Origin of the sequence: Nocardioides luteus (assembly GCF_015752315.1) — a bacterium.
Taxonomy (GTDB): domain Bacteria; phylum Actinomycetota; class Actinomycetes; order Propionibacteriales; family Nocardioidaceae; genus Nocardioides.
Genome location: NZ_JADOVJ010000001.1, coordinates 4,826,748 through 4,839,188, shown reverse-complemented (window position 1 = coordinate 4,839,188; position 12,441 = coordinate 4,826,748). Strand labels below are relative to the sequence as shown.

General features: G+C 69.1%; 10 protein-coding genes. 6 read left to right on the top strand and 4 right to left on the bottom strand.

The window, feature by feature from the left end:
- The first annotated feature begins 29 nt into the window (after window positions 1–29).
- Entirely contained in the window at window positions 30–878 is an 849-nt protein-coding gene (gene rsmI, locus HD557_RS23135; protein ID WP_196875612.1) for a 16S rRNA (cytidine(1402)-2'-O)-methyltransferase, read from the top strand.
- 13 nt (window positions 879–891) lie between these two features.
- On the top strand, window positions 892–1,713 hold the full coding sequence (locus HD557_RS23130) for a TatD family hydrolase (protein WP_040756893.1): 822 nt from the start codon (window positions 892–894) through the stop codon (window positions 1,711–1,713).
- Window positions 1,714–1,790: 77 nt separating this feature from the next.
- Here HD557_RS23130 and HD557_RS23125 read toward each other — a convergent pair whose 3' ends face one another.
- Window positions 1,791–4,121, bottom strand: coding sequence for an immune inhibitor A domain-containing protein (locus HD557_RS23125; RefSeq protein WP_196875611.1), 2,331 nt, complete (start codon window positions 4,119–4,121; stop codon window positions 1,791–1,793).
- 546 nt (window positions 4,122–4,667) lie between these two features.
- Between HD557_RS23125 and HD557_RS23120 the strand changes: the two genes are divergently transcribed.
- Genes HD557_RS23120 through HD557_RS23110 form a run of 3 tightly spaced genes read left to right on the top strand, consistent with a single transcriptional unit; the run spans window position 4,668 to window position 7,565 of the window.
- On the top strand, window positions 4,668–5,762 hold the full coding sequence (locus HD557_RS23120) for a resuscitation-promoting factor (protein WP_269210660.1): 1,095 nt from the start codon (window positions 4,668–4,670) through the stop codon (window positions 5,760–5,762).
- 34 nt (window positions 5,763–5,796) lie between these two features.
- Window positions 5,797–6,666, top strand: coding sequence for a 16S rRNA (adenine(1518)-N(6)/adenine(1519)-N(6))-dimethyltransferase RsmA (gene rsmA, locus HD557_RS23115; protein WP_196875609.1), 870 nt, complete (start codon window positions 5,797–5,799; stop codon window positions 6,664–6,666).
- Window positions 6,663–7,565, top strand: coding sequence for a 4-(cytidine 5'-diphospho)-2-C-methyl-D-erythritol kinase (locus tag HD557_RS23110; protein WP_196875608.1), 903 nt, complete (start codon window positions 6,663–6,665; stop codon window positions 7,563–7,565). Before rsmA ends, HD557_RS23110 begins: the two co-directional genes overlap by 4 nt.
- A 127-nt stretch (window positions 7,566–7,692) precedes the next feature.
- On the opposite strand, the gene HD557_RS23105 is transcribed toward HD557_RS23110, so the two are convergent.
- Both HD557_RS23105 and HD557_RS23100 read right to left on the bottom strand, forming a co-directional pair.
- Window positions 7,693–8,505, bottom strand: a complete 813-nt coding sequence (locus HD557_RS23105; protein ID WP_008362600.1) for an IclR family transcriptional regulator — start codon at window positions 8,503–8,505, stop codon at window positions 7,693–7,695.
- A 221-nt stretch (window positions 8,506–8,726) separates the two neighbouring features.
- The gene (locus HD557_RS23100) at window positions 8,727–9,989 is read right to left on the bottom strand and encodes a TetR/AcrR family transcriptional regulator (protein WP_196875607.1); all 1,263 of its coding nucleotides are present in this window, start codon (window positions 9,987–9,989) and stop codon (window positions 8,727–8,729) included.
- 107 nt (window positions 9,990–10,096) lie between these two features.
- On the opposite strand from HD557_RS23100, the gene HD557_RS23095 reads away from it, so the two are divergent.
- On the top strand, window positions 10,097–11,890 hold the full coding sequence (locus HD557_RS23095) for an ABC-F family ATP-binding cassette domain-containing protein (RefSeq protein WP_196875606.1): 1,794 nt from the start codon (window positions 10,097–10,099) through the stop codon (window positions 11,888–11,890).
- Between the two features lie 39 nt (window positions 11,891–11,929).
- Here the strand turns inward: HD557_RS23095 and HD557_RS23090 are convergent, their stop codons facing one another.
- Window positions 11,930–12,418, bottom strand: a complete 489-nt coding sequence (locus HD557_RS23090) for a MarR family winged helix-turn-helix transcriptional regulator (protein ID WP_008362597.1) — start codon at window positions 12,416–12,418, stop codon at window positions 11,930–11,932.
- Between the last annotated feature and the right edge of the window lie 23 nt (window positions 12,419–12,441).

Sequence of the window (12,441 nt, the reverse complement as noted above, 5' to 3'; positions counted from 1 at the left end):
GAACCTTATAAGCCTGCAACAATATCGGTGTGGTAGTTCCAGAGGACGGCGTGCTCGTACTTGCGGCGACCCCGATCGGACGTGTCGAAGACGCCCCGCCCCGCCTGGCCTCCGAGCTGGCCACGGCGGACGTCATCGCCGCCGAGGACACCCGTCGCCTGCGTCGGCTGACGACCGATCTCGGGGTCGAGCTCAAGGGTCGCATCGTGTCCTACTTCGAGGGCAACGAGAGCGCACGTACGCCGGCGCTGCTCGCCGATCTCCTCGACGGCAACCGGGTCCTCCTGGTCACCGATGCCGGCATGCCATCGGTCTCCGACCCCGGCTACCGGCTGGTCGCGGCGGCGGTCGAGAAGGACGTACACGTCACCGCGGTGCCCGGACCCTCGGCCGTCCTGACCGCGCTGGCCGTCAGCGGCCTCCCCGTCGACCGGTTCTGCTTCGAGGGCTTCCTGCCGCGCAAGGCGGGCGAGCGCTCGCGGCGTCTGGCGAGCCTGGCGAAGGAGGAGCGCACCATGGTCTTCTTCGAGGCTCCGCACCGCACCGAGGCGGCCCTGGAGGCCATGCGCGAGGCCTTCGGCGACACCCGCGCCGCCGCCGTCTGCCGCGAGCTCACCAAGACCCACGAGGAAGTACGCCGCGGCGGCCTCGCTGAGCTGGTGGCCTGGGCCGCCGAGGGCGTGAGAGGTGAGGTCACCATCGTCGTCACCGGCGCCGACCCGTCCGCCGAGATCGGCAGCGACCCGGGCAGCCTGCGCGAGGCCGTGGCCGACCTGGAGGGCGAGGGCCGCACCAGGAAAGAGGCCATCGCCGAGGTCGCCAGGCTCGCCGGCGTACCGAAACGTGAGGTCTACGACCTCGTCCACAAGAGCGTGTAGAAGACTGGTGAGCATGAGCTTCGCCCCGGCACCCGAGCCACTTCCCGCACCGGTCGTCGACAACCACACCCACCTCGACATCGTCCGCGGCGACGAGAGCCTCCCGGTCGAGGAGGCGCTCGCCCAGGCGGCGGCGGTCGGCGTGACCAGGGTGGTCCAGATCGGCTGCGACCTGCCCGGGGCTCGCTGGGCGGTCGAGGCGGCCGAGACGTACGACAACATGGTCGCCGGCGTCGCGCTCCACCCCAACGACGCTCCGCGCCAGCCCGACCTCGAGGCGGCGCTCGACGAGATCGAGAAGCTCGCCGGGGCGCACGACAAGGTGCGCGTGGTGGGGGAGACCGGGATGGACTTCTTCCGCACGGACGAGGAGGGCCGCGAGACCCAGGCGTACTCGTTCCGGCGCCACATCGACATCGCCAAACGCCTCGACAAGACCCTGATGATCCACGACCGCGACGCCCACGAGGCGGTGCTCGAGGTGATCGACAGCGTCGGTCCGCCGGAGCGCTGGGTGATGCACTGCTTCTCCGGCGACGCCGAGTTCGCCCGGCAGTGCCTGGACCGCGGCGCCTATCTCTCCTTCGCCGGCACGGTGACGTTCAAGAACGCCCAGTACCTCCGCGACGCCCTGGCGATCGTGCCCCAGGACCGGATCCTGGTCGAGACCGACGCGCCCTTCCTAACGCCCCACCCCCACCGCGGCGCGATCAACTCCAGCTACATGATCCCGGCGACGATGCGGGTGATGGCCGACGTACGCGGCGACGACCTCGAGGCGCTCTGCAACGCCGTCAACACCAACACCGAGACCGCCTTCGGCGGCACCTGGTGATCTCCGGACGCTGACCGGCAGACGGAAGAAGGGCCCGAGGCGATCGCCTCGGGCCCTTCTGTCACGGCTGAGTCAGGTCAGGAGACGCTGAGCTTCATGATGCCGGCCCTCTCGTCGGAGGAGAGCACCTGGATCTTCACGCCGCTACCGGCCGTCTTGGTCGAGTGGCGGGGGTTGTCGGCGTTCCAGTAGGCCGTCTCCGAGCTGTCGAAGAAGGTGGTGACACCCTTCCGCGACGGAATGTCGAGGACGTTGTTCGGAGCGCCGGCGATCTCGCTCTCGAGGTGGAGCGCGTTGGTGCGGTCCACGTCGAAGGTCGAGTCGTAGCCCTGGATCCGGTTACGGGACAGGGTGCCGTTCGACCACTTCTGGACGCCGGCCGTGGCGTCGACGATCAGTGCCTGGCCACCACCGGGGTGGGCGGAGGTGTTGTTGTCGGTGTAGAGACCGTTCTGGTACCAGACCAGCAGGCCGTCCTGGTAGCGGTAGTGGTCGACCTTGTCCGGCGCGGTGACGGCGTAGCCGAAGTTGTACGGACCCTCGGCCAGCGTCTTGTCGTAGCCCTTGTACTGCCGGTTCTCGGCGATGTAGAAGTGCTTGTACGGCAGGGTGTAGGTGCCGTCGGTGAGCTCGAAGTACTTGTTCACCGTCCAGCCGTCGAAGGACGAGAAGTCGGTCGTGTAGGCCGAGCCGACGGCCAGGTCGTCGATCGCGAAGCCGTAGTAGTGCAGGCCACCGTCGTTGGCGGTGCGGAAGCGGAGCTTCACGTTCTGACCGGCGTACGCGGACAGGTCAGCGGTCAGGTTGGTCCACTCGACCGGGTCCTTGGTCGCGCAGTTGCCGGTGCAGGAGCTGTCCGAGGTGCCGTGGATGCCGTTGTTGTACTCGGCCGAGGACAGGTTCGTCGCCAGCGGGGTCGACCAGGTGGTGCCGCCGTCGGTGGAGGCCTCCAGGAAGGTGAAGTCGTACTCCGCCTCGAGGTCGTACTTCACCTTCGCCGACAGCGTGCCGCCCGCGGGGACGGTGATCGACGGGCTGACAGCGGTGGCCGTACGGTCGTCGCCCTTGCCCGAGTAGAGGAACGAGCGCCCGGAGGAACCGTCGCCGGCGTCGTACGTCTTCTCGCCGTCGGGCAGGTTGACGATCAGCGCCTGCGGCGTCTTGGCGCCGGTGTCGTGGTACGACGGGCCGAGCGCGAGCTTCTTGGCGGTGCCGGCCTCGACGGTGTCGTAGTTGAGCCAGCCGAGGAAGAGCTTCTCCGGGGCACCCATGTGGTTCGGGGTGGTGCCGATCGCGCCGTCACCGTGACCCAGCCACGAGCCGGAGCTCATCAGGGTCCAGAAGCCGGTGCCGTTCTCGCCGCCGGCGGTGTCGTAGAAGTCCGGCAGACCGAGGTCGTGGCCGAACTCGTGCGCGAAGACGCCCAGGCCGCCGTTCTCCGGCTCCGTGGTGTAGTCACGGATCCAGATGTCGGTGTTGCCGATCTGCACGCCGCCGACCTTCGGGAAGTTCGCCGGACCGTCGGAGCCGGAGGCGTTCGCGGCCCAGCGGTGCGACCAGATGGCCCACGGGTCGGCGCCGGCCTCCTCGCCCTCGCCGGAGTGGATCGCCTGGAAGTGGTCGATGTAGCCGTCGGCCTCGTTGAAGTTGCCGTCACCGTCGATGTCGTAGCGGTCCCAGATGTCGTAGTCCTTCAGGTAGGACACGATCTCGGCGTCGGTCTTGCCGGCGGCCTTCTGGGCGTCGTACCAGGCGTTGGCGCTGTCCTGGATGAAGTTCTTCATCGAGCTGGCGGTCTCGTCGCCGGTCTCGCTCTGGTAGTAGGACGCGGCGTGCGGGAGCTTCACCCAGTCGCTGGTGTCACCCTGGAGGTCGAAGCGGCCGCTCGACATCTCCTTGTAGACGTTGTGGAAGGACTCAGCGTGCGCGTCCTCGTTGAAGAACATGTCCTGGTAGTGGGCCCGCGAGAAGTCGGACTCCCAGTAGGTGGAGTTGTCGCCATCCTCCGGAGCCTCGATCTCGTTGTGGAGCGGGCCCGAGGTGTTGTCGGGGAACGCCGGGTTGCCGCCCTCGCCGAACTCCACCAGGAAGCTGAGCAGCTGGGACTTCTCGGTCGGCTGGTGCTCGACCCAGCGGGTGTTGTCGCCCTTGCCCATCTTGACGACTTCACTGCCGTTCTTGGTGACGGTCTTCTTCTCACCCGTGGCGAGGGCCTCGGCAGCGGCCTGCTTCAGCTCGGTGCGCTTGGTGTGGAGTGCATCGGGCTTGTTGTCGATCTTCTGCTTCACGCTGGCGGAAGCCGGGGTCCTGGTCTCCTCGGCGGCGGTGGCCGTCGAGGGGGAGAGGACAACCGGCGTCACTCCCACGACCGCAACTGCGGCGAGGGCGCTGAAAACGCGCTTGTTCATCGTTCCTCCGGAGTCTGGTGACATCGCGCACATCTGCCTTCCCCGAGAACTGACCGGCACGACGGGCCATCACGACAGAGATGGCTTCGGAGTACAACACCAAGCAACGGAGTTACCTGTAAAGGATTTGTCGCCTATTGGCCAGTGGGCCCGATATTTCGTGGCGGGATTACGACAGCGACCGTGATCAGCCCGCTTGACCTGCGATTTCGACGTGATGAATCGCACGGCTGTCATTCGCTACGACAGGTATTGACAGGGCGCTCTGGCACTCATTTGATGCCAAGATTGCATGCTTGATATTGCCTGCGGAGCGGGCACAGGACTTGCATTTGACCGCCCGCATTTGTTCCGCTGTCCGGCGAGAAAGCCGGGGTCGGGATAGATCCGGACGGTGTTGGGGGTGGGCCTCAGCGCGTAGATCACCAGATCTCGCAACACCGTGCGCCCGTGCCCGGGGAGCACGAACATCGGAGCATTGTGCCCGTCAGCAGCACCACCTCATGGGTTCGTAACATCGCATCCACCCGTCGCCGTAAGGCCCTGTTGGTCGGCGGACTCGCCGCCGCAGTCGTCGCCGCAGGCGGCACCGCATACGGGGTCAAGTCCTCCCAGACCGACGTCATCCTCTCGGTCGACGGCAAGGCCAAGGACGTCAGCGTCCACGCCGACACCGTCGGAGAGGTCCTCGAGGCGCAAGGCATCGAGATCGGCGACCGTGACGCCGTCGCCCCGTCGGTCGACACCGAGGTCGAGGACGGCAGCGCCATCAGCGTCCGCTATGCCCGGCAGCTGAGCCTCGAGGTCGACGGCAAGTCCCAGGACCACTGGGTGACCGCCACGACCGTGGGCGGGGCTCTCGCCGAGCTCGGCCGTGACTACGACCGGGCCGAGCTCTCGACCAGCCGCGGTGCCTACATCGGCCGCGACGGGATGTCGCTCGACGTCATCACGCCGAAGACCGTCACGGTCGCGCTGGCCGGGAAGAAGACCACGAAGGTCAGCGTGACCGCGCTGACCGTCGGCGACGCGCTCGAGGACCTCGGTGTCGAGCTCGAACGCCGGGACAAGGTCTCCCCGGCCTCCGACAAGGCCCTGAAGACCGGTCAGAAGATCGTCTTCACCGACTTCTCCGCCAAGATCCAGAAGGTCGCCCGCGAGAAGGTCGAGGCGCCGGTCGAGGAGCGCGAGGACTCGTCGATGTACGAGGGCGAGACCGAGGTCGTCGAGGAAGGCTCCGACGGTCTCCGTTCGGTGACCTACCGCGTCTTCTACAAGAACGGCCGGGCCGTCTCCAAGAAGGTCCTCGAGCAGAACGTGATCGAGGAGGCCGAGCCGCGCATCGTCAAGGTCGGCACCAAGGAGAAGGAGGCCCCGGCGGCCAACTTCGCCGGTGGCAGCACCGTCTGGGACCAGCTCGCGCAGTGCGAGTCCGGTGGCAACTGGGCGACCAACACCGGCAACGGCTACTACGGCGGTCTGCAGTTCAACCTGCAGACCTGGCAGGCCTACGGCGGCTCGGGCTACCCGCACGAGAACAGCCGTGAGGCCCAGATCGCGATCGCGACGAAGGTCCGCGACGCCAACGGTGGCTACGGCTCCTGGCCGCACTGCTCGCAGCAGCTCGGTCTGCCGCAGTAGGGCTGTTTCGGCCTTCGGGCCATAGTCTGTACCCATGACCGACCGCACCCCGCCGCGCCTGTTGGGCCCGGCGGAGGTGCGGTCGCTCGCATCCGAGCTCGATCTGCGCCCGACCAAGCAGCGCGGTCAGAACTTCGTCATCGACGCCAACACCGTGCGCCGGATCGTGCGCGAGTCCGGCGTCGACGCCTCCGATGTCGTCGTGGAGGTCGGCCCCGGCCTGGGGTCGCTCACCCTCGCCATCCTCGAGACGGGCGCGAAGGTCACCGCGATCGAGATCGACGAGGTCCTGGCCGAGCGGCTGCCGCGGACCATCGAGGAGTACGCCCCTGACCAGGCCGACGCCTTCAGCCTGATCCGCGCCGACGCCCTCCGCGTCGACTCCGTCCCCGGCCCGCCGCCCACGGCCTTGGTCGCCAACCTGCCCTACAACGTCTCGGTCCCGGTCCTGCTGCACCTGATGTCCCTGCTGCCGTCGTTGCGCCACGGGCTGGTCATGGTGCAGGCCGAGGTCGCCGACCGGCTGGCCGCCAAGCCCGGCTCCAAGGTCTACGGCGTCCCGTCCGTCAAGGCTGCCTGGTACGCCGACGTACGCCGCGCCGGAGCGATCGGCCGCAACGTCTTCTGGCCGGCCCCCAACGTCGACTCCGGTCTCGTCTACTGGAGCCACCGCGAGCCGCCGTCGACGGCGGTCTCCCGCGAAGAGGTCTTCGCGGTCGTCGACGCCGCGTTCGCGCAGCGTCGCAAGGCGCTGCGCGGCGTACTCAAGCCGCTGGCCGGCTCCGCCGACGCGGCCGAGAAGGCGCTCGTCGCGGCCGGCATCGACCCGCTGGCGCGTGGGGAGTCGCTGACCATCGCGGACTTCGTACGCATCACCGAATCGCTCCAGAAGGTTCCCTCATGACGATCACCGTCCGTGCGGCCGCGAAGTTCAACCTGCACCTCGGCGTGGGCCCTGTCCGCGAGGACGGGTACCACCCGCTGGCGACCGTCTACCACGCGATCGGGCTCTATGACGACGTCACCGTGAGCGAGGCCGACGAGTGGCAGGTCGCGGTCACCGCTGAGGACCACATCGCGCTCGGGGAGGTCCCGACCGGCGACGACAACATCGTCGTGCGGGCCGGCAAGGCTCTCACCGCCCACCATGGCGTCGACAAGGCGGCGAGGATCGAGATCCACAAGGGCATCCCGGTCGCCGGCGGCCTCGCCGGCGGTTCGGCCGACGCCGCCGCGACGCTCGTCGCCCTCGACCGCCTGTGGTCGCTGGAGACCTCCGACGAGGATCTGCTGGCTCTGGCCGGGCAGCTGGGCTCCGACGTACCATTCGCGCTCATCGGCGCGACCGCCGTCGGCGGTGGCCGCGGCGAGATCGTCGAGCCGGTCACCGACAACGGCGCCTGGTGGTGGGTCGCGGTCGGCAACGAGCAGGGGCTCTCGACGCCGTCGGTCTACCGCGCGTTCGACGAGCACGCCGGTACCGAGATCGGCGACCCGCAGGTGCCCGAGCGCCTGCTCATGGCGCTGGAGAAGGGCGACCCCGACCTCCTCGCCGAGGCGCTCACCAACGACCTGCAGGCCCCGGCGCTCGCGCTGCGTCCCGACCTCGCCCATACCTTCGCCGACGGCGAGGAGGCCGGCGCACTGGCCGTCCAGCTCTCCGGTTCCGGCCCGACCATCCTGTTGCTCTGCCGCGACGCCGCCCATGCCCGCGAGGTCGCCGGAGCGATGCAGGCCAAGGACTACGACCGCGTCTGGACCGCCCCGGGCCCGGTCGCCGGCGCCCACGTGGTCACCTATTGACCCGACCCTGCCGAGACGTCAGCCGCGTCGGCCGAGACGTCAGGTAGGCAGGTCGAGACGTCAGCGCATGACGCCTCGACCGACCTAGCCGACGCCTCGGCCGACGTACGTGACGCCTCGGCCGAGGTCAGGCGGCGCTGGAGACGACCTCGTCGGAGATCGCGGCGGCGGCGCGGCGCAGGTGTCGGGTGATGCTGGCGGCGTTGAACCCGGCGGCGCTGCCGGAGACGGAGACGGCAGCGATCGCACGGCCTTCGATCATGATCGGGACCGCGGCGCAGACGATGCCGAGCTGGGCCTCCTCGCGGTCGAAGGCGATGCGCTCGCTGTTGGCGCGGCGGAGCTCGGCGAGGAACTTCGCCGGGTCGCCGTGCGAGTGGCGGGTGCGCCTCACCAGGCCCGACTCCAGCACGGCCGCGATGTGGTTGCGGTCGCTGAAGGAGAGGATCGCCTTGCCGAGGGCGGAGCAGGCTGCGGGCGCTCGCCCGCCGACGTACGTATCAGGCTGGATGCCACCGCGTCCGGTGATCTTCTCCAGGATGACGATGTCGGTGCCCTCGAGGATGGCGAGGTGGACGGTCTTGCCGGTGGCCACGTAGAGCTCGGCCAGATGCGGCATCGCCGTCTCGCGGATGCCCTGCGGGCGGCAGATCTGCACCGCGTTGCCGAGCTCGAAGAGGCGACGTCCGAGCACGTAGTGCCGGCCGGTGCGCTCCACGTATCCGCTCTGCTCGAGGTGACGCAGGAGGCGGAAGGCGGTCGACTTGGGTAGGCCCGCGGTGCGTGCGATCTCGCTGACACCGAGCTTCGGGCCGGCTCCGAGAAATGCCTCCAGGATCTGGAGGGCCTTCGTCGCAGACGGGGTCGCCGAGGAGGTCGTCCTCGGGGCGCCTTCATGGTCGTGCTGACTAGCCAGGGTGGGGATAGCAGAGACGCTCATGGGGGGATCTCCTTTACTGAGTCGAAGACACACCGCGATGGGGGGATCTGGTGGCCCCGACTCTCTGTGACAGCAGTCACTGTAACGATCGTTCCGGAGGTTGTGGCGGAAATGTTGGATAAATCTCATTCCTGACCTGCGGAAATAGATGACACAGCACCCATTTCGATGCGTTTTCGACCGTTAGCCTCGTAAACCCTCTGTGGGTCTACGGTAGTAGCTCAGTGGCTCATCTGTGCATGAATCGGCGTTGCCGTGACCAGTCGCGCCAGCAGGTCCGAGGTCGTGGCCGGTGGCATGTCGGCGCTGTCGAGCGCCTCGGCGAAGAGGAGTCCGTCTGCGATCACGAGCACTAGCGAGGCCATCTCCTCGGCATGCTCCGCCGCGTCGTCGCCGAGGGCTCCGCGGAACCAGCCGGCGAAGTCGGCGCGCGACTGGAGGCGTACGGCGAGGAAACGGTCGCGACCGGGCAGCGGCTCGGGGCGTTTGGGAAGCACCAGCATCAGGCCGATCCGCAGGAACGGCGGCAGCCGGCGGAGGCTGGCCACCAGCGGCTTCAGCATCCGGGGGAGCTCGGTCGACCAGTCGCAGTCGGCGCTCGGCGGCAGCCACGAGGACTGGGCGCTGCTCCAGGCGCGGTAGGAGTCGTCCACCGCGGCCGAGAACAGGTCGTCCTTGTTCGCGAAGTGCCAGTAGACCGAGGAGGCCGGCAGCTTCGCCGCGGCGCAGATCCGGCTGATCGAGGCGCCCTCGTAGCCGCTCTCCGCAGCGACCTCCAGCGCGGCCGCGACGAGCTTCTCGCGGCTGCTGCTCCTGCCCTCGAAGGTCGCCGGCGGCAGGTCCACGTCCTCCGGGACGGCCGCGGGGTCCTGCTTCCGAAGGTGGTCCGCGACCTCGGCCAGTCCGTCGGCGAGCCGCTGCCGGAGCGGGTCGAGCGCGGCGTACGCATCGGTCTGGACGTGGATGAAGAGGCCGTCGTGGGCGGCGAGGGTCAGCCGCGCGAGGGTCTCGATGTGGGCGGGCGGAAGGTCGACCGCCCCGGACCACCACAGCTCGAAGCCGGCCAGCGTCTGCGTGCGGATCTGGAGGAAGCGCTGACGGGGGCCGTCGCCGACCGTCGGTCCGGACTCGAGGGCGAGCATCAGGCCCATCCGCCACCAGTCGGCGTTGGCGTCGCGGGTGTCCGAGGTCGTACGCCGCAGGTTGGCCAGCAGCCCTTCGCGCAGGTCGCCCTTCCTGGGCGTCTCCTCCCATCGGGGCACGGCCCGGTGCCAGCGGGTGTAGCCGTGCTCGAGCGCGTCGGCGAGAAGCTGATCCTTGTTGGGGAAGTGCCAGTAGAGGGAGGACGGCGGGAGGCCGGTCGCGCGCCGGACCAGCGCCATCGTCGTGCCGACATAGCCGCGCTCGGCCGCCAGGCGGAGCGCTGCTTCGAGGATCATCTGACGCGAGCCGTGGGTGTGCTCGCGGAGCGTCTTCTCGACCATTGCACGCAGTCTAGGCAGGTCAGGGGCTCTTCGTCCGCTCGGTGTGCCACTGGATGGCCGCCGCGATGCAGGCCGCCTCACCGCCCTCGGGGACAATGGGAGGCGATATGGCGAACCTCCTCAACCTCGAGCACGTCTCCAAGGCCTACGGCATCCGGCCCCTCCTCGACGACGTCTCCCTCGGCATCAACGCCGGCGACCGGGTCGGCATCGTCGGCCGCAACGGTGACGGGAAGACGACGCTGCTGCAGGTGATGACCGGTCTGGAGGAGCCCGACTCCGGCCGGGTCTCGCGCCAGCGTGGCCTGCTCGTGGGGTTTCTGCACCAGGGTGACCAGCTCGTCGACTCCCACACCGTCCGCGAGGCGGTGCTCGGTGGCCGCTCGGACCACGAGTGGGCCGGGGTACCCGCGCTGCGCGAGATCGTCGAGCAGCTGCTGGCCGGGATCGATCTCGACCGGGCGGTGATGGGGCTGTCCGGTGGCGAGCGTCGTCGCTGTGCGCTGGCCGAGCTGCTGCTCGGGGAGCACGACCTGATCGTGCTCGACGAGCCCACCAACCACCTCGACGTCGAGGCCGTGGCCTGGCTCGCCTCCCACCTGGCCGCGCGCACCTCCGCACTCGTCGTGGTCACCCACGACCGCTGGTTCCTCGACGCCGTGTGCCAGTTCACCTGGGAGGTCCACGACGGCCAGGTCGACGCCTACGAGGGTGGCTATGCCGCCTTCGTGCTGGCGAAGGCCGAGAGGCAGCGCCAGGCGGCGGCCTCCGAGGTACGCCGCCAGAACCTGGTCCGCAAGGAGCTGGCCTGGCTGCGCCGCGGCGCCCCGGCGCGTACGTCCAAGCCGAAGTTCCGCATCGACGCCGCCAACCAGCTCATCGAGGACGTACCTCCGCCGCGCGACCGCTTCGAGCTGCAGAAGTTCGCCACGCAGCGGCTCGGCAAGGACGTCATCGACGTCGAGGACGTCGACCTCTACCGCGGTGAGCGGCAGCTGCTGTCGCACGCCACCTGGCGGATCGGTCCGGGCGACCGGATCGGCATCGTCGGCGTCAACGGCGCCGGCAAGACCTCGATGCTCTCCCTGTTGGACGGGTCCCTGGCGCCTGCGGCGGGGAAGGTACGCCACGGCCGCACCATCGCGCTCCAGCACCTGACCCAGCAGCTCGACGACCTCGACCCCGAGGCCCGGGTGCTGCCGACGGTGGAGTCGATCAGGCGGGTCACGAAGACGACCGACGGCCAGGAGCTCTCGGCGACCTCGATGCTCGAGCGCTTCGGCTTCACCGGCGACAAGCTGGTCACCCGCATCGGCGACCTCTCCGGTGGTGAGCGCCGCCGCTTCCAGCTGCTGCGTCTGCTCCTGACCGAGCCGAACGTCCTGCTGCTCGACGAGCCCACCAACGACCTCGACATCGAGACGCTCAACGTGCTCGAGGACTTCCTCGACGCCTGGCCCGGCACCCTGATCGTGGTCTCCCACGACCGCTACTTCCTCGAGCGCGTCACCGACTCCATCTGGGCGCTCCTGGGCGACGGCCAGATCTCGATGCTGCCGCGCGGTGTCGACGAGTATCTCGAGCGCCGCCTCCCGATCCCTGCCGAGGCGTCGGCCCCGCAGGCCGAGGCGTCGCTCGCGTCGGCCGAGACGTCACCGGCGGGCGCGGCGAAAGCGAAGCCCGGCTCGGCCGAGGAGCGAGCCGCGAAGAAGGTCATCGCTCGGATCGACAAGCAGCTCGAGCGGATCGGCGAGCAGCAGCAGAAGCTCGAGCTCGCGATGGCCGAGGCCGTCAACGACTACGCCCGCCTCGCCGAGCTCAGCGCCGAGCTGGACCAGCTCGCCGCCGAGAAGGACGACCTCGAGCTGGAGTGGCTCGAGGCGGCCGAGGTGCTTGAGTAGCCCCTTCGGGGAGTGCTGGTCGGCGGCTCGCGGCCTTGGTCAGGACGAGAAGGGGACCAGCAGCCGGCGCAGCAGATCGGTGAGCTGGCTCTGCTGGTCGGCGGAGAGGCCGTCGAGGAACTCCCGCTCGGCTGCGAGCAGGGCTTCGAAGGCGCTGTCGACGGTCGCCTTGCCGTCGGGGGTGAGGCGCACGAGCACGCCGCGGCGGTCCGCCGGGTCCGGCAGCCGCTCGACCAGGCCGCGCGAGGCGAGCCGGTCGACGCGGTTGGTCATGGTCCCGCTGGTCACCAGGGTCTCGCGCAGCAGCCGGCCGGGGGAGAGCTCGTAGGGGTCGCCGGCACGCCGCAGCGCGGCGAGCACGTCGAACTCCCAGGACTCGATCCCGGATCCGGAGAACGCGTCACGTCGAGCGAGGTCGAGGTGGCGCGAGAGGCGGGAGAGACGAGAGAAGATCTCCACAGGGCCCAGGTCGAGATCGGGCCGCTCGTGTGCCCAAGCCTCGCTCAGGTCGTCGACTTCGTCGCGCATGGCGTCGAGCGTAGCCCAAGTTC